This is a genomic window from Solimonas aquatica (genome assembly GCF_900111015.1).
Taxonomy (GTDB): Bacteria; Pseudomonadota; Gammaproteobacteria; order Nevskiales; family Nevskiaceae; genus Solimonas; species Solimonas aquatica.
This window is the reverse complement of sequence record NZ_FOFS01000005.1, coordinates 282,899-300,957: the sequence shown is the minus strand read 5'-3', so window position 1 is coordinate 300,957 and position 18,059 is coordinate 282,899. Positions and strand designations below refer to the sequence as shown.

At 62.5% G+C, this 18,059-nt stretch carries 21 protein-coding genes; 15 read left to right on the top strand and 6 right to left on the bottom strand.

Annotated features, from left to right (window positions below; all coding sequences use genetic code 11):
- The 7 genes from BMY12_RS08530 to BMY12_RS08505 form a co-directional block, all read left to right on the top strand.
- Positions 1 to 294: integrase core domain-containing protein (locus BMY12_RS08530; RefSeq protein WP_218140125.1), on the top strand; the 294-nt coding region annotated here is incomplete at its 5' end.
- A gap of 92 nt (positions 295 to 386) precedes the next feature.
- Complete coding sequence (locus tag BMY12_RS19940; protein ID WP_143068893.1) at positions 387 to 1,079, top strand: hypothetical protein; 693 nt, start codon at positions 387 to 389, stop codon at positions 1,077 to 1,079.
- A gap of 138 nt (positions 1,080 to 1,217) precedes the next feature.
- Positions 1,218 to 1,658, top strand: a complete 441-nt coding sequence (locus BMY12_RS08525) for a DUF4262 domain-containing protein (RefSeq protein ID WP_177188900.1) — start codon at positions 1,218 to 1,220, stop codon at positions 1,656 to 1,658.
- A gap of 77 nt (positions 1,659 to 1,735) precedes the next feature.
- A complete protein-coding gene (locus BMY12_RS08520) occupies positions 1,736 to 2,656 on the top strand; it encodes an AbiTii domain-containing protein (RefSeq protein WP_093284614.1) in 921 nt (306 codons plus the stop codon).
- A gap of 55 nt (positions 2,657 to 2,711) precedes the next feature.
- The gene (locus tag BMY12_RS19935; protein ID WP_143068891.1) at positions 2,712 to 3,332 is read left to right on the top strand and encodes a hypothetical protein; all 621 of its coding nucleotides are present in this window, start codon (positions 2,712 to 2,714) and stop codon (positions 3,330 to 3,332) included.
- A gap of 136 nt (positions 3,333 to 3,468) precedes the next feature.
- Positions 3,469 to 5,244, top strand: coding sequence for an ATP-dependent nuclease (locus BMY12_RS08510; protein ID WP_093284612.1), 1,776 nt, complete (start codon positions 3,469 to 3,471; stop codon positions 5,242 to 5,244).
- Positions 5,245 to 5,368: 124 nt separating this feature from the next.
- A complete protein-coding gene (locus BMY12_RS08505; protein ID WP_093284528.1) occupies positions 5,369 to 5,758 on the top strand; it encodes a DUF2306 domain-containing protein in 390 nt (129 codons plus the stop codon).
- A gap of 99 nt (positions 5,759 to 5,857) precedes the next feature.
- Here BMY12_RS08505 and BMY12_RS08500 read toward each other — a convergent pair whose 3' ends face one another.
- Entirely contained in the window at positions 5,858 to 7,912 is a 2,055-nt protein-coding gene (locus BMY12_RS08500) for a M13 family metallopeptidase (RefSeq protein ID WP_093284609.1), read from the bottom strand.
- 137 nt (positions 7,913 to 8,049) lie between these two features.
- Here BMY12_RS08500 and BMY12_RS08495 point away from each other — a divergent pair, with 137 nt between their 5' ends.
- Both BMY12_RS08495 and BMY12_RS08490 read left to right on the top strand, forming a co-directional pair.
- Positions 8,050 to 9,267: a hypothetical protein gene (locus tag BMY12_RS08495; protein ID WP_093284526.1), complete on the top strand. Its 1,218-nt coding sequence runs from the start codon at positions 8,050 to 8,052 to the stop codon at positions 9,265 to 9,267.
- 14 nt (positions 9,268 to 9,281) lie between these two features.
- Positions 9,282 to 9,773 carry a GAF domain-containing protein gene (locus tag BMY12_RS08490; protein ID WP_093284523.1) on the top strand — a complete coding sequence of 164 codons (492 nt, stop codon included), beginning with the start codon at positions 9,282 to 9,284 and terminating at the stop codon, positions 9,771 to 9,773.
- A 104-nt stretch (positions 9,774 to 9,877) separates the two neighbouring features.
- On the opposite strand, the gene BMY12_RS08485 is transcribed toward BMY12_RS08490, so the two are convergent.
- Positions 9,878 to 10,513: a lysoplasmalogenase family protein gene (locus tag BMY12_RS08485; protein WP_093284521.1), complete on the bottom strand. Its 636-nt coding sequence runs from the start codon at positions 10,511 to 10,513 to the stop codon at positions 9,878 to 9,880.
- 200 nt (positions 10,514 to 10,713) lie between these two features.
- On the opposite strand from BMY12_RS08485, the gene msrB reads away from it, so the two are divergent.
- The 3 genes from msrB to mutM are packed head-to-tail and all read left to right on the top strand — an operon-like array spanning position 10,714 to position 12,617.
- Positions 10,714 to 11,109: a peptide-methionine (R)-S-oxide reductase MsrB gene (msrB, locus tag BMY12_RS08480; RefSeq protein ID WP_093284518.1), complete on the top strand. Its 396-nt coding sequence runs from the start codon at positions 10,714 to 10,716 to the stop codon at positions 11,107 to 11,109.
- Positions 11,106 to 11,795, top strand: coding sequence for a type 1 glutamine amidotransferase (locus BMY12_RS08475; protein ID WP_093284515.1), 690 nt, complete (start codon positions 11,106 to 11,108; stop codon positions 11,793 to 11,795). Before msrB ends, BMY12_RS08475 begins: the two co-directional genes overlap by 4 nt.
- 3 nt (positions 11,796 to 11,798) lie before the next feature.
- Positions 11,799 to 12,617 carry a bifunctional DNA-formamidopyrimidine glycosylase/DNA-(apurinic or apyrimidinic site) lyase gene (gene mutM, locus BMY12_RS08470; protein WP_093284513.1) on the top strand — a complete coding sequence of 273 codons (819 nt, stop codon included), beginning with the start codon at positions 11,799 to 11,801 and terminating at the stop codon, positions 12,615 to 12,617.
- Here the strand turns inward: mutM and apaG are convergent.
- Both apaG and sufT read right to left on the bottom strand, forming a co-directional pair.
- The gene (gene apaG, locus BMY12_RS08465; protein WP_093284510.1) at positions 12,614 to 13,000 is read right to left on the bottom strand and encodes a Co2+/Mg2+ efflux facilitator ApaG/CorD; all 387 of its coding nucleotides are present in this window, start codon (positions 12,998 to 13,000) and stop codon (positions 12,614 to 12,616) included. The genes mutM and apaG overlap by 4 nt on opposite strands.
- 18 nt (positions 13,001 to 13,018) lie before the next feature.
- Positions 13,019 to 13,567 (bottom strand): putative Fe-S cluster assembly protein SufT, encoded by a 549-nt coding sequence (sufT, locus tag BMY12_RS08460; RefSeq protein WP_093284508.1) that lies wholly within the window; start codon positions 13,565 to 13,567, stop codon positions 13,019 to 13,021.
- Between the two features lie 143 nt (positions 13,568 to 13,710).
- On the opposite strand from sufT, the gene BMY12_RS08455 reads away from it, so the two are divergent.
- The 3 genes from BMY12_RS08455 (at position 13,711) to BMY12_RS08445 (ending at position 16,198) form a co-directional block, all read left to right on the top strand.
- On the top strand, positions 13,711 to 14,451 hold the full coding sequence (locus tag BMY12_RS08455) for an SIMPL domain-containing protein (RefSeq protein WP_093284505.1): 741 nt from the start codon (positions 13,711 to 13,713) through the stop codon (positions 14,449 to 14,451).
- A 188-nt stretch (positions 14,452 to 14,639) separates the two neighbouring features.
- The gene (gene purE, locus BMY12_RS08450; protein WP_093284607.1) at positions 14,640 to 15,110 is read left to right on the top strand and encodes a 5-(carboxyamino)imidazole ribonucleotide mutase; all 471 of its coding nucleotides are present in this window, start codon (positions 14,640 to 14,642) and stop codon (positions 15,108 to 15,110) included.
- Entirely contained in the window at positions 15,107 to 16,198 is a 1,092-nt protein-coding gene (locus BMY12_RS08445; protein ID WP_093284503.1) for a 5-(carboxyamino)imidazole ribonucleotide synthase, read from the top strand. The genes purE and BMY12_RS08445 overlap by 4 nt, the downstream gene beginning before the upstream one ends.
- Before the next feature lie 14 nt (positions 16,199 to 16,212).
- Here the strand turns inward: BMY12_RS08445 and BMY12_RS08440 are convergent, their stop codons facing one another.
- Both BMY12_RS08440 and BMY12_RS08435 read right to left on the bottom strand, forming a co-directional pair.
- Positions 16,213 to 16,542, bottom strand: a complete 330-nt coding sequence (locus BMY12_RS08440) for a DUF1475 family protein (protein ID WP_093284501.1) — start codon at positions 16,540 to 16,542, stop codon at positions 16,213 to 16,215.
- Positions 16,543 to 16,766: 224 nt separating this feature from the next.
- Positions 16,767 to 18,044 carry an SAM-dependent methyltransferase gene (locus tag BMY12_RS08435; protein ID WP_093284498.1) on the bottom strand — a complete coding sequence of 426 codons (1,278 nt, stop codon included), beginning with the start codon at positions 18,042 to 18,044 and terminating at the stop codon, positions 16,767 to 16,769.
- Positions 18,045 to 18,059 lie beyond the last annotated feature (15 nt).

Genomic DNA, 18,059 nt, shown 5'->3' with positions numbered 1-18,059 from the left:
ATCATCTTTCACACCGATCGAGGGGTGGAATATCTGGCGGCCGACTTCCGGAAGAAACTGGCCGCCGCCAATATCGAGCAGAGCGTGAACAGGCCCCGTCGCATGACGGACAACGCCCACATCGAGTCATGGAATAAGTCCATGAAATCCGACATGTACCACCGCAGAGCCTTCAGCACGGACAGGGAGTTGCGGCTGGCGCTTCGCGAATACCTCGATTTCTACAACACCCGACGGCTACACTCATCGCTCGGGTACCAAACACCAGCGGAGTTCGAAGCGCTGTGCAGTTAACCATAAGGTGTCCACTTTTTCGTAGGAAGTCCCCGTCCACGACTCCGCTGCGCTACGTCGTGGCCGCGGCTTATGCTCGGCGTTAGGCATCCATGAGTGAAGAGAACGAGTCGCTCGTATGGCGTTACATGAGCTTTGCGAAATTTGATTGGACCATCCAGAACAAATGTTTATGGCTGTGTCGCGCTGACCTATTGGGTGACCCGTGGGAAATGAGTCTCTCTGGAGAACAGCTAAGACTAGTGATTAATCGCCATCCAATCACGCCTATAGGCGAAGCTCAAAGAGAATCCGCAGAGGAAAGAGCCAAGCGAATCCTAGGGCTATGGCGAAGCCGCACGTTTGTTTGTTGCTGGAACAAGTCGCAACATGAATCAAACGCGCTGTGGAAGATTTATTGCAAGAATCCGGATGGGGTTGCGCTTCAAACAACTCATCAGAAGCTAGAGTCAATCAAGGATCGGCACTCGCTTCACCCGGTTACCTATCCAGTCCCTGGAAGTAGTAATAGGACACCTACGCATACTGATCTTGTAACCAAAAAACGGCCAATGTTTAGCTACGAGGAAGAAGTGCGCATTGTCTTCCACGATGAGAGCAATGAGGCTGGTACAGCCAACGGTGTTCGACTAGAGTTTGACCTTGATCTCATCGAATCAATCCGAGTTCACCCGGAAGCTGGCGAAGCCTTCTTCGAAGTTGTAACGAACATTGTTCAAACTTACGCTCCAAAGTTTAGGGGTAAGGTGGCGTGGTCAGATATGAGACTGGGTCCACCACTCTGATGTACGTCTTTCAAAGGCCTAACCCGTCGTTCAACCTGACGGCCCTGATGCCCGGGCTTCTGTCAGACCCTGCATGCTCTGTGTGGCACAGGGCCGCAGGTTAACTCTGCGTTGGACGACATGAGCAAAGAGTCAGTTATGGCGAAGCTGCGCTCCGATGTTGAGACCTTCGGCTGGCATTGTCTGTCGGTGCATCCGAAAGCGGGAGAAGAAGGGGCGCACTTCACCTACACCATCGGGCTAACAGAAACGCTCGCGCACCCGGAGATCATGATCTTTGGCTTGGGTAGCAAGGTGTCACATCAAATCCTCACCGATTGCGTGGGTATGATTCGTGAGGGCACCACGTTTCAACCAGATGTCGAGTACGAGAATGTGGTCGGGGGAAACTACAAGGTGGTTTTCAAAACCATGAAGCCAGAATTCCTGCTCGAGTACTTTGGCATCGCTGGTCGCTTTTACAATGGAAAGCCCTTCATAGGCCTTGTCATGTTCTGGCCGGACAAAGAGCACTGCTTCCCTTGGCAAGAAACAAACTCGGCAGGCCAGCGTGAGGCGCTAAATGTCGTCCAACTATAGGTTCCACGCGACGTCCCGGCCTCCGCGGCTTTGCCGCTCCGTCCGGGCCACGCGTGAACCTGAGCGTTAGGCCCCAGATGTCACTCATCCACGACATACAAGCCGCCGCAATCGCGAAGGACTCTGACATTCCGACGTTGCTGCGGATGTGCAAGCTTCTCGCAGCCCGAATCTCGCACCAAGAGTTCGCAGACTGGGTGGATCGCGAGCTGAACGGCTACCCAAGTGTTAAGGACTTACCCGACTATCGCGTAGTTCGCGTGGACTCCTATGGTTCTTTCATAGGAACTTCTACCCGAGCCGACAAGTTGCAGATTCCGGTGTCCGTTCTCCCGAGAGAACTTCAAGAGCAGTTCCGCAACGCCTATATGGGCAGCAGCATCAGCGCCTACACGGCGCTCTTGTCGGGTGACAAATCTGGTAGCGTTAGGGAGCCCTGGCCGGTCGCGCTCGCTGTACACAACGCCTCAAAGCTGACTCCTAACATGCAGTGCGTCTCCGCGTGGAAGGAAATCCCGATTGGCGCGGTAGTGCGCCTGATGGATTCGGTGAAAACTCGCGTCCTCGGCTTTGCAATCGATCTAGAGCGTGAAGCACCGGACGCCGGCGAGTTGCCAATTGGAAGTCAACCACCACTTAGCCGCGAGAAGATGACACAGATTTTCAACACGAACATCACGGGCAACGTGGGCAACGTCGCCAATGCCAGTTCCGGCTTTAGCCAGTCGTCCATAACCGTTGAGCCAGGCAACTGGCAGACGCTGCAAACCCGCCTTCTGGAGCTTGGGCTTGCGCCCGAAGACATCGAGGGCCTCAAGCCCGATCTTGAGCGCGCAGCTGCCGCGGGAAGCCCTGAGGAAAAGACGAAGACAGCGAGCAATTGGATCGGTCGTCTTGCCGGCAAGGCAGCAAGCGGTGCGGCAGGCGTCGGCATTGAAGTAGCAGCAACGGGCGTTGCCAAGGCAATTGCCGCCTACTTTGGCCTCTCTGGGGTCTAACCCTTCGCTGCAGCCGACGGCCTACGGCCGCGGCTGAGCTGGAACGTTAGCGCTCATGAAAAGCAATCAAATCTCAGTTTCTTCGCGCACGCTTTCCATTGGTAACTCCGAGTTCATTCGCGCAGTAGCTGTGCCATTTTCCGAAGAAGTCGAGCGTATAGGTCTGCACTACCCCTTGAGCCCTCAAGACAAAGAGGCGGAGCCAAGCGCCGAGTCAGCGGTCTTTGCTGCGGGCGTAGACTTAAGTGGCTTAGTTGGCGTCTTTACTTTTGTCGGAACTTGGGCGGCGACAAAGGCACTCGATGAGCTATTCGATATAAAACTCGGGCCTGCGATACGAACTGCTATACGAAACGCATTTTCAAAATCGTCCGACAAGACTTATGGTATTACTCTGGCAGTACACAACGCCAAAAAGCGCACAACGATTTTAGTGGTCGCTATCGGGGCGAGCGAGAGCGGGCTTCAAAAATCTGAGCAGGCTGTGCGCGCAACCCTGGCATTCGCGGCGCAGAAAGCCGAGCAGGAACCCGCAGAAGGTGTTCATATGTACCTCATTGAAGACGGCAAGTCTGATCTAATCCCCAAGATCACTTCCGACCTTCGTTCTGCCCTTTACGAACTCAGGCATATGAAGCAAACAACTAAGCCGGTAGTCCTGAAACGTGAGCGCTAACCAGAGCTTCAAGTCGACGTCCACGCCTCCGCTTCGCTCCAGCGCGGCTGCGGCTTAAGCTCGGCGGTTAGGCGTCGCAGCAAAACGATACGCGCCAAAGTTACACTCAAAAGACTTGCTCACAGCGGAGGCAACTTTGAGCGACGTCAGGATAACTTCGATCCGGTTTCATAACTTCAAGTCCTTGTACAACTTCTCCGTTGCGCTTCAGGAGATGAATGTTCTTGTCGGCCCGAACAATGCTGGCAAATCGACCGTGATCAGCGCGCTCCGCATTCTCGAGGTAGCACTGCGGCGTGCACGGGCAAAGAATGCGGAACGCGTTCGATTGCCCAATGGAATGATCGGATTTGGACACAACATCTCAGTTTCGCAGCTGACCGTATCGCTTGAGAACGTCAGGACGGACTACAACGAAGAAGATAGTCGCATTGAGTTCCGTCTTTCCAACCGGAACAAACTCTATCTATACTTTCCAGCAGATGGCGGCTGCACGTTGTATTGGGAAACAGAAGGCGCCCCAGTATCTACCGCAGGGCGATTTGCCACCGCCTTTCCAATTTCCGTGAATGTGGTGCCGGTCCTTGGCCCGTTGGAGCATAGAGAGCAACTCGTCACTGATGAAACCGTCAGGGAATCACTAAACACACATCGCGCAAGTAGACACTTTAGGAACTATTGGCGCTATTTCCCAGAACACTGGCAAGTGTTTGCGGAAATGATCTCCGCGACATGGCCGGGGATGACCATCAAGCGCCCGGAGCTCGACCTAGGTTCGCGGCAGTTAACCATGTTTGTTAGCGAGAACCGAATTGACCGAGAGGTCTATTGGGCGGGTTTCGGATTTCAGATCTGGTGCCAGCTGCTAACGCATATCTCTAGAGCGGCTGATGCAACCCTTGTTGCGGTCGACGAGCCGGAGATATATCTACATCCCGACGTACAGAGACAGCTACTCGGCATCTTGCGAAGTCAGTCCGCAGACGTGCTACTTGCCACTCACTCCGTGGAGATCATTGGAGAGTCTGACCCATCTGAACTGTTGCTAATCCAGAAAGGTCGACAGTCGGCCCAACGACTGCGCGATGTTGAGGGGCTGCAACTAGCGCTGCATACCATCGGCTCGGCTCACAACGTAGCGCTCGCGCAGCTTGCCCGGACAAAGAAGCTCTTATTCGTTGAAGGTCAGGACGACTTCCGCACGCTTCGCCGCTTCGCCAAAGTTCTCGGGTATGCCGAACTCACAGCCGGCACCGACGTTACTGCCTTCGAGTCAGGGGGCTTCACCTCGTGGGAGCGCGTTAAATCGTTCGCCTGGGGCGTGCGTAAAACAATCGATCAGCGGATGAAGATCTTTGCTATCTACGACCGTGACTACTTCTGCAAAGCACACGTGGACCATATCCTTTTCGAGTTGCGTAAGGAATTGACGGGGGCGGAGATTCTTGAGCGAAAGGAGATGGAGAACCATCTCCTCAACATTGCGGTACTTCAACGTGCCGTTGACAAGCAGCTTTCCCAAAGAGCCAAGCGAAGCGGGACGTCAGCCCCAATACTTCGCAGCGTCCAAGATTATCTGACCGAGATAACAGACTCGGAAAGACTCAACACGCAATCTCAGTATGTTGCGAAGGAACTGGAGTTTCATCAGAAGTCATCCATCGACAAGAGCACACTCCACAAGCAAGCAATGCAGGAGTTCGAAGCGAAGTGGGATGACATTCATCAACGTATGTCTATAGTACCCGGGAAGGAAGTAATTCGGCGGCTTCGGGAAAGGCTACAGACGGATGCTGGCATTAATCTTACCGATTATCAGATCGTTGATGAGTTTGAGCCCGAAGAGGTACCTGCCGATATGAAACGACTGTTGGCGGAACTTGAGAAGTTTCGCTTGGCACTGATCGATTGATGTCGCTGCAATGCGACGCCTAACCCCTCGGTCGAGGCGAGGCCCAACAACGAATAAGCGAATAAGGGGGCGGAGTAAATAAAGCCGAGCTCATAAACAACAAGTAACATGCTTTAGCCGATAAATGAGTTACCTCGAACTGGCATATCTGCACCTCGCCATCGTGCTGCCGGCTTTCGTCATCGGAACCTATCTTCTGCTCCGAACCAAGGGCACTGCGCACCACCGCGCGCTCGGTCGTGTGTATCTGGTGCTGATGGTCATTACCGGCGGCATCACGCTCGCCATGCCGGCCCAAGTGGGGCCGCAGTTTCTGGGGCACTTCGGGTACATCCATCTGCTCAGCGTGCTGACGCTGGTGACGGTGCCGCTGGCTTATCACGCCGCGCGCACGCATCAGGTGGCGCTGCACCGCCGCAACATGCTTGGGCTTTACTTCGGCGGTTTGCTGCTGGCAGGCGCGTTCGCGTTTGCGCCGGGGCGCTTGCTGCACAGCTGGCTGTTTGGTGCCTGAGGTCTTGAGCTGAAAAAAGCGGGCGGGTTACGGCGCTTGCGCGCCTAACCCGCCCTACGGTTTTGCTCTGATTGTGCTCGACTCTCAGCGAAGACCGCCCTACCAGATCTTCACCCGCTTCTCCGGCGCCAGATACATCTTGTCGCTGTCCTTCACGTCAAAGGCCGTGTAGAACGCCGGCACGTTGATCACCACGCCGTTGCAGCGGAATTCAGACGGCGAGTGCGGGTCGCTCTTGAGGCGTGCCAGCAGGTTCTCTTCGCGGTAGTTGCGGCGCCAGACCTGCGCCCAGCCGATGAAGAAGCGCTGGTCGCCCGTGAAGCCATCCAGTACCGGCGCCGGCTTGCCGCCCAGGGCGAGCTGATAGGCCTTGTAGGCGATGGAGAGTCCGCCGAGATCGCCGATGTTCTCGCCGATGGTGAACGCGCCGCTGAGGTGCTGGCCGGGCAGCGGCTGGTAGGCGTCGTATTGCGCGATCAGGGCCTTGGTGCGCGCTTCGAAGTTCTTGCGGTCCTGCTCCGTCCACCAGCTCTTGAGATTGCCGTCGCCGTCGAACTTGGAGCCCTGGTCGTCGAAGCCATGGCCGATCTCGTGGCCGATCACGGCGCCAATGCCGCCATAGTTCACCGCATCATCGGCATTCAGATCGAAGAACGGCGGCTGCAGGATGGCGGCCGGGAACACGATCTCGTTCTTCAGCGGGTTGTAGTAGGCATTCACGGTCTGCGGCGTCATCTCCCATTCCTCGCGGTCGATGGGACCGCCGAGCTTGTCGATGGCGCGGGCATGCTCCACCGCCGCCGAGCGCATGACGTTGCCGACCAGATCATCGGCCTTCACTTCCAGCGCGGAGTAGTCCTTCCACTTCGTCGGATAGCCGATCTTGGGCGAGAACTTGGCGAGCTTCTCCAGGGCCTTGGCGCGCGTCTCCTCGCCCATCCAGTCCAGCGTGCTGATGCTCTGCTTGTAGGCGGCGAGCAGGTTCTGCACCAGGGTTTCCATGCGCGCCTTGGCCTCGGGCGGGAAATACTTGGCCACGTACAGACGGCCCAGCACCTCGCCCAGGGCGTTCTCGGTGGTGTCCACCGCGCGCTTCCAGCGTGGCTTCAGTTCCTGCGTGCCATTGAGCGTCTTGCCGAAGAAGGCGAAGTTCTCATCCACGAAGTCCTTGGACAGATACGGCGCATAGGCCGACAGCAGCTGCCATTTCAGGTAGACCTTGAGTGTGGGCAGCGGCGTCTTCTGCATCAGCTGGTCCCAGGCGGTGAAGAAGCTGGGCTCACCGATGATCAGGCCCGGCGACTTCTGCACGTTCACGCCTTCGATGTAGGCGTTCCAGTCAAAGCCCGGCGTGAGCTTGGCCAGTTCGGCGAAGGGATATTTGTTGTAGGTCTTGTCGGCGTCGCGGGTGTCCACCTTGGTCCACTGCGCCTTCGCCAGCGCGGTTTCCAGGGCGAGAATCGCTTCGGCGTTCTTGCCCGCATCGGCGATGCCGGCGAGCTTGAGCATGTTCTCGATGTGGCTGCGATAGGCCGCGCGGATGCTCTTGAACTTGGCATCGTCCAGCAGGTAGTAGTCGCGGTCCGGCAGCAGCGTGCCGCCCTGTTCCAGATACACGATGTACTGCGTGGGCGCCTTGGCGTCGGGCTGCACCGCGCCCTGGAAGACGTCCACGCCCAGCCTGGACAGATGCGCCAGCAGCGCGGCCAGATTCTTCTTGTCCTGCAGCGCGTCGATGTTGGCCAGCTCCGCTTGCAGCGGCTTGAGGCCCAGCTCGTTGGCGCGCGCCTCGTCCATGAACGAGGCATAGAGATCGCCCACTTTCTGCTCGTCGGAGCCGGGCTTCTTGTCCTTGGACGCGGCGGCGGTTTCGATCAGCTCGCGCAGATGCAGCTCGGCATCGTCGGCCAGCTTGGTGAAGGCGCCGTAGTTGGACTTGTCGGCGGGCACCGGCGTGTTGTCCAGCCAGTGGCCGTTGATGTGGCGGTAGAAGTCGTCCTGCGCGCGCACCTTGTCGTCGAAGTTGCCCTTCTCCACGCCGGAGACGGCGGCCGGCGCCGCTGCCGGTGGTGGCGGCGCCTTGTCCTTGTGGCAGGCGGCCAGCAGCGTGAGGGCAAGACAGGCGCCGGCGGCGCGCAGGGGCAGGTTCGGCATGGTCGGTTCGATCCGCATCGGACAGGAAGTGGCCACTGTATGGCGATCAGACTGTAATGACAGCCGGAAATTCCCTCAGACGCCGACGGATTTCGCGCCTTGGCTTATCCTGCCGTCGCGCAAGGAAACCCCCGACCATGGCCAAACGCAACTTCAAGACCTCGGCATACCTCAACTACTTCAACGATCTCGCCATGCTCGCCATGCTCGACAGCAGCGGGCAGCTGGCGGACTACGACGAGCTTGTCATCGTCGACGGGCCTTATCGCTACAACAATCTGATGCTCAGCGGTAGCCGCGCGCCCTATCTCGACGAGACCCCCTTCGGGCGCGGTTTCCTGAAGAATCACGCCGCGCGAATCCAGTATCGCAAGGGCGAGTGGGCGGACGAGCGGGAAAAGCGCATCGCCGCCTACGAGCTGTGCAGCCACGAGATCATCGTCAGCCACGACAGCGACGAGATCTACGCCTGGAACGAGGCGGAATTCAGCCGCTTCGTGGCCGGCGCGGCGGGCGTGGCCTATTTCGAATGCCAGAACCTGTGCCTGGATGGTTATGTCTTTTCGCCGGAGAAGCTGGCGGAGCGGCCGCTGTTTCCGCGCAAGGCCTTTGCCTTCAAGAAGTCGCGCATCGGCCCCGCGCAGCACCTGGATTACCTGTGGCTGGTGGGCGTGAATCAGCAGGCCGCCGACCCGCAGCAGAACCACGCAGCGGTGCTCGCGGACGGTTACCACTTCACGCAGATGCGTGACCGCGAGGGGCAGACGCAGAAATACGTCTTCTACACCGCCCTGGACGCCAGCCGCCATGAGCGCCCCTTCGTGAAACGGGTGGCGGGTGAACTTGGCGAGAAGCTGCAGAGCGGTGTGCTCAATGCCGAAGAAGCGGCCGAGATCTTCCTGCTGGGCCTGGAAGGTTTTGCCGGCCTGCCGCCGGCCGGCGCCGGGCAGCGCCTGTATCCGCGCAAGCTGCTGCCGGCGCTGGAGGTCACGCTCAACCGCACCGCCGTGGCGCGCCGCCGTTTCGACTTCAGGCGCGGCTACACCCTGCTCTCCGGGTATCCGCTGATCGCCTTCCTGCCGCCGGATGCGCCGCCGCTGCGCTGCCGCTCGCTCAGCGGCCCGGTCGATTTCGAACTCAGCGAAACGCCGGTGTACCTGGGCGAGGAGATTCCAGCCTTCAGCGCGCCGCTGCGCCAGCGCAACAGCAGCGAGCTGCTGCTGCCGCCCTGGCATTGCGCCGCTGCGGTGAACACGCCCTATCTGGGGCGCCTGCTGCGGCTCTGCCTGCGGGTGCGCAGCGAGCCCGACAAGCCGCTGCCCATGCTGCGCCTGCAGCTCGAAGCGCTGTCCTGAGTGGCGGGCAAGCCATGTTCGAGCCTTCTGCGCAGCGCTTCGATGTCGGCGACAAGCCGGCCTTCTACGCCGAGCTGGCCACGCAGGCACGCGCCCTGTTTGCCGGTGAACGCGACCGCATCGCCAATGCCGCCAATCTCTCGGCCCTGCTCTGGCTGACGCTGCCGGCGCTGAACTGGGCCGGCTTTTATCTCTACGACGGTCGCGAGCTGGTGCTGGGACCGTTCCAGGGCAAGCCCGCCTGCGTGCGCATCGCGCTGGGCCGCGGCGTCTGCGGCACGGCGGCGGCCACGCGCCGCACGCAAGTGGTGGCCAATGTGCATGAGTTCCCCGGCCACATCGCCTGCGATGCGGCGTCCAATTCCGAGATCGTGGTGCCGCTGCTGCGCGGCGAAGAGCTGCTGGGGGTGCTGGATCTGGACAGCCCGCAGCTGGCGCGCTTCGACGCGCAGGATCGCGAAGGCCTGGAGCAGCTGGCGCGGATCTGGGTGGAAGCGCTGGGCTGAGGCAGCTGCAGCAGCACGCCGCGCTGACGGAGAGGGTGCTGCATCAGCAGTTCGTAGGGCGGGTTACGCGCTGCGCGCTAACCCGCCCTGCGGGGCTGTATTGCTTACAAACTCTGCGCCGACCCGGCGATCAGGGCTATCGCCGCCCAGTAGGTGGACAGGATCAGGCCCTGCGCACCGCGATAGAAACCGAAGAACTTGCGCACGCCCAGGGCCGAATCGGAGAGCAGGAACAGCAGCGCGCCGGCCAGGGCATAGGCGCTGTTGTCATTGCCCACGCTCTGCCAGCGCAGCAGTGCGGCCAGGCCCATGGCGCAAAGCACCAGGCCGTAGACCAGCACCGGGATGCGCAACGGCGCCGGCGCCCGCGGCAGCAGCAGCGCTGCGAAGACCAGGGCATACGCCACCACCGCCCAGCCGTAGGCGGGCATGGCCAGCGGCAGCTCGTGGATGAAGGCGTAGACGAACAGCAGATGCGCGAGCAGAAAGCTCGACAGGCCGGTGACGAAGGCGCGGTCGGATTCATACATCAGTGCCACATCGCCGATCAGCGACAGCGCCAGTCCCGCCAGCAGCAGATTGCGATACGCACTGTCCGGCGCCGAGGCGCAGAGCGCGATGATCAGCAGCGTGGTCAGCGGCTTGAGCAGCTTGAACAGCGGCGGCCGTTGTTCGCGCCAGTCGGCGATGATCGCGGCCAGCGCCGACACGGCAATGGCCGCCGGCAAGATGGTGAGCATTTACCCCGTCCCCTTTATGCGTAGCTTGCGGGTAGAGTAGGCCGAAGCCGGCCCACCGCGCCTTGACGCTGCGGCCAGCGCGCGGGGGCGACAAAGAAAAGCCCGGCGCGAGGCCGGGCCAGTCGCCGCGCTGCGAGACGCAGCCGGCATGACGATGAAAGCCCGGTGAGCCTGCCAAGCCCAGATGAAGAGCCGATGACATGGAAAAAATCATCAAGACCGATGCCGAGTGGCGCGCGCTGCTGAGTCCCGAGCAATACCAGGTGACGCGCCACGGCGGCACCGAGTGCGCCTTCACCGGCGCGCTGTGGAACGACCACCGCGACGGCGTGTTTCACTGCGTGTGCTGCGATCTGCCGCTGTTCGACTCGCAAACCAAGTTCGAGTCCGGCACCGGCTGGCCCAGCTTCTTCGATCCGGCGGTGAACGGCCACGTCGCCAGTCGCGAGGACCTCAGCCACCGCATGCGCCGCATCGAGGTGCTGTGCGCGCGCTGCGATGCGCATCTGGGTCATGTCTTTCCCGACGGCCCCAAGCCCACCGGCATGCGCTACTGCATCAACTCGGCGGCCCTGAACTTCAAGCCGCGCGCATGAACATCGCCTGGTTCCAGCACGCCGACTTCGAAGGCCTGGGCTGCATCGCGCCCGCGCTGCTGCAGCGTGGCCACCGCCTGCAGAACGTGCGCCTTTATGCCGGCGAGCCGCCGCCCGCGCCGGATGCTTTCGAGGCCCTGATCGTGATGGGCGGGCCCATGAATATCTACGAATACGAGGAACATCCCTGGCTGCGCGCCGAGAAGCAGGCCATTGCCCAGGCCATCGCCGCCGGCAAGCCGGTGCTGGGCGTGTGCCTGGGCGCGCAGCTGATGGCCGATGTGCTGGGCGGCAAGGTCACGCGCAACGCCGAAACCGAAATCGGCTGGTTCGAGCTCCGGCTGAACGAGCAGGGCAAGCGCGAACCGCTGTTCGCCGGCTTTCCCGAACGCTTCACCGCTTTTCACTGGCATGGCGACACCTTCGCCATTCCCCCCGGCGCGCAGAACCTGATGAGCAGCGCCGCTTGCGTGAACCAGGCTTATCGCTACGGCGAACGCGTGGTCGGCATCCAGTTTCACCTGGAAGTCACCGCCGCCGATGCCCGCGTCTGGTTCGAGCAGGGCGAGCCCCGGCCGCGCACATATGTGCAGCCGGCCGCGGAGATCCTGGCGCAGCTGGATCACTTTGCCGGCAACAACCGCCTGATGCTGCAGCTGCTCGACAACTGGTTGCGCACGGCCTGAGCCATGCCGGAATTACCCGAAGTCGAAACCGTGCGCCGCGGCCTGGAGCCGCATGTGCTGCAGCGGCGCATCACGCGCGTGCTGCTGCGCGAGCCGCGTCTGCGCTGGCCGGTGCCGGAGGCGCTGCCCCGGCTGGCTGCCAAGCGCCGCATCGAGGCCATCGGCCGGCGCGGCAAATATCTGCTGGTCACGCTGGATTCGGGCGACCGCATGATCTGGCATCTGGGCATGTCGGGACGGATGTTCGTGCTGGAGCGCGGCCATCCGCTGGTCAAGCACGATCATCTCGACTTCGAACTCGACAGCGGCCAGCTGCTGCGCTTTCACGATCCGCGCCGCTTCGGCGCGGTGCTGTGGTGGCCGCGCGAGGAAACCGAGCATGTGCTGCTGCGGGCCATGGGCCCGGAGCCGTTCACGCCGGCATTCAATGGCGAGTACCTGTTCGAGAAATCCCGCGGCCGCAGCGTGGCGGTGAAGAACTTCATCATGGACGGCCACATCGTGGTCGGTGCCGGCAATATCTACGCGGCGGAATCGCTGTTCCGCGCCGGCATCCGCCCCACGCGCGCCGCCGGCAAACTCACGCGTGCGCAGTGCCAGCTGCTGGTGGAAAAGATCCGCGAGGTGCTGGGCGAGGCGGTGGAACTGGGCGGCACCACGCTGCGCGATTTCGCCGGCGCGCGCGGCGAGTCGGGCTACTTCCAGCAGGAGCTGTTCGTCTACGGCCGCGAAGGCCAGAGCTGCCGCGTCTGCGGCAGCACCATCAAGCTGGAAGTGCTGGGCGCCCGACAGTCCTGCTATTGCCCGCGCTGTCAGCGCTAGTTCAGCGCGTACGGCACCGCCAGCCGGAAGGGATCGATGCGCGCCTCGAATGCTTCGCTGGATTCGCTGACGATCATGTTGAACTCGCCGTGCATGGTGCCCACCGGCGTGCTCAGCGGACAGCCGCTGGTGTACTGGAATTCCTCACCCGGCGCGAGCACCGGCTGATAACCCACCACACCGGGGCCGCGCACTTCCTCGCTCTGGCCTTCGCCATTGGTGATCACCCAGTGCCGCGAGAGCAGCTGCACGGTCTGTGCGCTCTCGTTGCGGATGGTGATGTGATAGGCGAACAGATACTGGCTGCTGGCAGGATCGGATTGTTCGGCCACGTAGCGTGGCTTGACGATGATGCGGATGCCGCGGGTGAGAGTGTCCGACATCGGGCGCTCCAACTTGGATCAATACATGCCGGTGGCGAGCCGGGCTGCCTCGGACATCATCGACTGATTCCAGGGCGGATCAAACACCATCTCCACCTCGGTCTCGACGATGGTCGGCACCTGCTCGATCTTGCTCTTGACGTCCGCCACCAGGATATCGCCCATGCCGCAGCCCGGCGCGGTGAGCGTCATGCGCACGCTGGCGCGGCGCTGGCCGGGGGCGATGAGTTCGATCTTGCATTCGTAGACCAGGCCCAGCTCGACGATATCCACGGGAATCTCGGGGTCGTAGCAGGTGCGCAGCTGGCGCCAGACCGCGGTTTCGATTTCCTCGTCACTGGCATCGGCGGCCAGTTCCGGGCCGGCCACCACCTGCTGGCCGATGGCGTCGGCATCCTTGCCTTCGATGCGGAACAGATGACCTTCCACCTGCACGGTGAAGCTGCCGCCCAGGGCCTGGGTGATCTGTGCCTTGGCGCCCTCCGGCAGTTCCACCTTGGTGCCCTGCGGAATCAGGATGCCGATGACATCGCGGCTCAGACTGACAGCTTCATTGAAGGCGCTCATGGCGGACGCGAGGCAGAGCCGAGAGGGGCTGATTAATGGAGAAGGATTATCAGTTTAAACCAGCGCGCCGCGCCGCGCGTTCAGCGCCATGCCAGACAAGGCCGTTATGATCCGGCCCTCCCTAGGATCTGCCGGAGTCTTTCATGCGCAAGCCGCTCGCCGTGCTCACCGTTCTTTGCCTGCTGGGTTTTGCGGCGCAGGCCGCGCACGCTGCCGAGCCGCCGCCGCCGCGCATCGTCTCCGTCAGCGGCCAGGGCGAGGTCAGTGTGAAGCCGGATCGCGCGCAGCTGAGCCTCACCGCCGATGCGCTCGATGCCAATCTCAAGAAAGCCCAGGAGCAGGTCAATACCATCGTCCGTAACTATCTGGCCGAGGCCAAGAAGCTCGGCACGACGGACAAGGACATCTCCACTGCCGGCGTCAGCGTTGCCCCGGAGTACGTCTGGGAGCCCAAGCAGAACCGCCAGCGGCTGGTGGGCTATCGCGCCCGGCGTGATATCGCGGTGCTGGTGCGCAATCTCGATCAGCTCGGTGACTACCTGCAGCGCGCCACCGATGTCGGCATCAATCACGTGAATCCGCCGCAGCTGGAATCCAGCCGCAGCACCGAACTCAAGCGCCAGGCCCTGGCCGCTGCGGCCAGCGATGCCCGCGACAAGGCCAAGCTGCTGGCCGAAACCCTGGACATGAAGCTGGGCGCGGTGCGCAGCCTGCGCGTGGACGACAACATCAACACGCCGCCGGTGCCGATGGTGAAGGCGTTTGCGATGCGCGCCGAAGCCGCCAGCGCCGACATGAGCGGCAACGAGCAGATGGGCCTGGCCACCGGCGAGATCAAGTACACCGCCAACGCCAACGCCGACTTCGATCTGCTGGAGCGCTGAAAGCGCAGTTCTGAAAATGCCGCAAGCTCCGCCTTATGTGATGGTTTGACACAAACCGGGAATCACATATCGCAAGTCAGGGCGCGAGCTTGAGCGCGCCATGACATAATCGCGCGCTTTCCGCCGGGCATAGGGGCCTGGAAGTGGCCAGCATCAAGCCAAAATCAACCGCCGTCGTCGGCGTCATCATGGGGTCCCGGTCCGACTGGGAGACGATGGCGCACGCGGTGCAGGTTCTCAGCGACTTGAAGATTCCGCACGAGGCGCGCGTGGTCTCCGCGCATCGCACGCCGGATTTGCTGTTCGAATACGCCGAGCAGGCCGAGGCACGCGGCATCAAGGTGATCATCGCCGGCGCCGGCGGTGCGGCGCATCTGCCGGGCATGTGCGCGGCCAAGACCCAGCTGCCGGTGCTGGGTGTGCCGGTGCAGTCCAAGGCACTCAATGGTCTGGACTCGCTGCTTTCCATCGTGCAGATGCCGGCCGGCATTCCGGTCGCCACCCTGGCCATCGGCAAGGCCGGCGCCAGCAATGCGGGCCTGCTCGCCGCCGCCATTCTCGCCACCACCGACAAGGCCTTGGCCAAGCGCCTCGCGGCCTTTCGCGCGCAGCAGACCGCCAAGGTCCTGAACGACGAACCCCTGCAGCAAAGCTCATGAAAATCGGCATTCTCGGCGCCGGCCAGCTGGGACGCATGCTGGGTCTGGCCGGCTATCCCCTCGATTTCGACTTCGTGTTCCTGGACCCGGCCACCGAGGCCTGCGCCGCGCCGCTGGGCGACCACATCCACGCGGACTATCAGGACGAGGCCGCGCTGGCCGAGTTCTGCAAGCGCGTGGACGTGGCGACCTACGAGTTCGAGAACGTGCCGGCCAAGACCGCCGAGTTCGTGGCGCAGCGCATCCCGCTGCTGCCGGCGCCGGTGGCCCTGACCGTGGGTCAGGACCGGCTCTCGGAAAAGACCCTGTTCGACCAGCTCAAGATCGCGGTGCCGCGCTACATGCCGGTGGCCACGCGCGAGGCCCTGGATTTCGCGGTGCGCAATCTCGGCCTGCCGGCGGTGCTCAAGACGCGCCGGCTCGGTTACGACGGCAAGGGTCAGGCGGTGCTGCGTGCGCCCGAAGACCTGGACGCGGCCTGGGCCCGGCTCGGTGGCCAGCCGCTGATTCTCGAAGCCTTCGTGCCTTTCGAGCGCGAGGTGTCCTGCATCGCGGTGCGCGGTGCCGGCGGCGAGATCCGCTACTACCCGCTGGTGGAAAACGTGCACCGCGACGGCATCCTGCGCACCGCCACGCCGCGCCGCGCCGATCCGCTGCAGGCGCAGGCCGAGGACTATGTGCGCCGCGTGCTGGAGCATCTGCAATACGTCGGCGTGCTGGCGTTTGAGTTCTTCGTCGCGGGCGGCCAGCTGCTGGCCAACGAGATCGCGCCGCGCGTGCACAACTCCGGACACTGGAGCATCGAAGGCGCGGTCTGCTCACAGTTTGAAAACCATCTGCGCGCCATCGCCGGCCTGCCCCTGGGCAGCACCGCGCTGCGCGAGCCCTGCGTGATGGTCAACTTCATCGGCGATGCCCCGCCGCTGGCCGCGCTCGCCGCCATCGACGGCGTGCACATCCACCACTACGGCAAGACCCCCAAGCCGCAGCGCAAGGTCGGTCATGCCACGGTCACCGCGCCGGACGAAGCCCAGCTCGCGCAGCGCCTGGCGCAGCTGCAGCTTCTGGTGGCCCAGAGCGAGAACTAAAAGGCGGCGGGCGTTCAGGCCCTGCGCAGCAGCAGGTCCTCGACGCGCGCATCCGCCGGCAGACGCCAGAGCTGGATCAGCACATAGCTGGCCATGGCGATATTGCCCAGGGCGCAGATCAGCAGCAGCCAGATCACCCGCGCCAGATTGCTGCGCTCCTTGTAGGCCAGCCACAGCCAGAAGGTGAAAAAGCCCAGGTATGTGTCCACCAGCGTGGCGATGAACCAGGGGTGCGTGGCCACCTCGCGCGGCGTCTCGAAGATCGGCAGCTGCAGCGAAGCCCAGCCGGTGGCGGCGAGGATGGCGAGCAGAAACAGCGTGAAGATCAGCTTGAGTTTGAGCATGCAGCAGGGCTCCGATGCGTGGGTCTGAAAAGCTTTCCAAGAATCACGCAGAGGCGCGGCTGTTTGTCATGCCCGCGCAAGCGGGAATCCAGGGCGCTGCGGTTTGCGCGGGCCTGACCCGAAGACTCCGGTGCCGTCGTCATCTTGCGCGTCGCAAGCCTGTTCTGCGCCTTCGCGTCTTTGCGTGATTCTGTTGCCTTGCCTTGCTCTGACCGCCGCGCGCCTCAAGCCTCGCGCCGCAGCGTGATCTGCATCAGATCGATGCTGCCGACGCGAAAACCGCATTCGCAGTAAGCCAGGTAGTAGCGCCACATGCGCAGGAAGCGCTCGTCGAACTGCGCCAGCACCTGCTGCTTTGCGCCCAGCACATTGCGGTGCCAGATCGCCAGCGTCTCGGCGTAGTCCAGGCCGTAGAAGCGCGGGTCCTCGGGCTTGAGGCCCGCCGCCATCGCCAGATCCTGGAAGTGGCCGGGCGGGCAGAGCATGCCACCGGGGAAGATGTACTTCTGGATGAAGTCGCGCTTGCGACGATACTCCTCGAAGATCGCCGGGCTGATGGTGATGCCCTGAATCGCGGCCAGGCCGCCAGGCTTGAGCGCGCGCTGCAGGGTCTGGAAGTAAGCAGGCCACCAGGCCTCGCCCACCGCCTCGTACATCTCGATCGACACCACGCGGTCGTACTGCTCACGCACATCGCGGTAATCGCGCAGTGCGAAGTGCACCTGATGGGAAAGCCCCGCCGCCTGCGCGCGCGCCCTGGCCTCGGCCAGCTGTTCTTCCGACAGCGTGATGGAGGTGACGCGGCAGCCGTAGTGCTGCGCGGCGTAGAGCGCAAAGCCGCCCCAGCCGGAACCGATCTCCAGCAGATGGTGTTCGGGCTTCAGGTGCAGACGCTGCGCCATCAGCGCGAACTTGCGGCGCTGCGCCTCGGCCAGGGTCTCGTTGCGCCCGGCTTCGAACACCGCCGAGGAATAGGCCAGGGTCTCATCGAGCCAGAGCTTGTAGAAGTCATTGCCCAGGTCGTAATGGAAGCGGATGTTCTCGCGCGCGCCGCGCCGGGTGTTGGCGCGCAGGCGGTGCTGCAGCCAGCCATACAGACGGCCCAGCGGATTCTTCTCGTACGGTCCTTTGTAATGAGGCTCGTTGCGGTAGAGCACCATCAGCAGGCTGGCCAGATCGGGCGAATCCCAGCAACCGTCCAGATAGGCTTCGCCAAAGCCCACCTCGCCGCCGCGCAGCACATGGCGGATCAGCGCAGCGGAACGGATCTGCAGCACGCCGTGCGGACCGGGCTCGCTGCCACGGAACTGGCGCAGCTCGCCGCCGGGCAGCAGCACGTCCAGGCTGCCGATGCGCAGACCCTTGAGCATGTACAGCATCAGACGCAGCGACAGCCCGGTGCGCGCGCCCGGCGCCAGCGCCGCCGGCAGCTCCGGCGAAAAGCCGTCGCGGGCCAGCACCGCGTCGAAGTTTTCCTTGTCCTGCAGTTTCACATCGGCCATCGTCAACGCCCCCGT

Coding starts and splice junctions, on each gene's coding strand:
- BMY12_RS19940 (WP_143068893.1), top strand. CDS start 387: ATGAGTGAAGAGAACGAGTCGCTCGTATGGCGTTACATGAGCTTTGCG.
- BMY12_RS08525 (WP_177188900.1), top strand. CDS start 1,218: ATGGCGAAGCTGCGCTCCGATGTTGAGACCTTCGGCTGGCATTGTCTG.
- BMY12_RS08520 (WP_093284614.1), top strand. CDS start 1,736: ATGTCACTCATCCACGACATACAAGCCGCCGCAATCGCGAAGGACTCT.
- BMY12_RS19935 (WP_143068891.1), top strand. CDS start 2,712: ATGAAAAGCAATCAAATCTCAGTTTCTTCGCGCACGCTTTCCATTGGT.
- BMY12_RS08505 (WP_093284528.1), top strand. CDS start 5,369: ATGAGTTACCTCGAACTGGCATATCTGCACCTCGCCATCGTGCTGCCG.
- BMY12_RS08500 (WP_093284609.1), bottom strand. CDS start 7,912: ATGCCGAACCTGCCCCTGCGCGCCGCCGGCGCCTGTCTTGCCCTCACG.
- BMY12_RS08495 (WP_093284526.1), top strand. CDS start 8,050: ATGGCCAAACGCAACTTCAAGACCTCGGCATACCTCAACTACTTCAAC.
- BMY12_RS08490 (WP_093284523.1), top strand. CDS start 9,282: ATGTTCGAGCCTTCTGCGCAGCGCTTCGATGTCGGCGACAAGCCGGCC.
- BMY12_RS08485 (WP_093284521.1), bottom strand. CDS start 10,513: ATGCTCACCATCTTGCCGGCGGCCATTGCCGTGTCGGCGCTGGCCGCG.
- msrB (WP_093284518.1), top strand. CDS start 10,714: ATGGAAAAAATCATCAAGACCGATGCCGAGTGGCGCGCGCTGCTGAGT.
- BMY12_RS08475 (WP_093284515.1), top strand. CDS start 11,106: ATGAACATCGCCTGGTTCCAGCACGCCGACTTCGAAGGCCTGGGCTGC.
- mutM (WP_093284513.1), top strand. CDS start 11,799: ATGCCGGAATTACCCGAAGTCGAAACCGTGCGCCGCGGCCTGGAGCCG.
- apaG (WP_093284510.1), bottom strand. CDS start 13,000: ATGTCGGACACTCTCACCCGCGGCATCCGCATCATCGTCAAGCCACGC.
- sufT (WP_093284508.1), bottom strand. CDS start 13,567: ATGAGCGCCTTCAATGAAGCTGTCAGTCTGAGCCGCGATGTCATCGGC.
- BMY12_RS08455 (WP_093284505.1), top strand. CDS start 13,711: ATGCGCAAGCCGCTCGCCGTGCTCACCGTTCTTTGCCTGCTGGGTTTT.
- purE (WP_093284607.1), top strand. CDS start 14,640: ATGGGGTCCCGGTCCGACTGGGAGACGATGGCGCACGCGGTGCAGGTT.
- BMY12_RS08445 (WP_093284503.1), top strand. CDS start 15,107: ATGAAAATCGGCATTCTCGGCGCCGGCCAGCTGGGACGCATGCTGGGT.
- BMY12_RS08440 (WP_093284501.1), bottom strand. CDS start 16,542: ATGCTCAAACTCAAGCTGATCTTCACGCTGTTTCTGCTCGCCATCCTC.
- BMY12_RS08435 (WP_093284498.1), bottom strand. CDS start 18,044: ATGGCCGATGTGAAACTGCAGGACAAGGAAAACTTCGACGCGGTGCTG.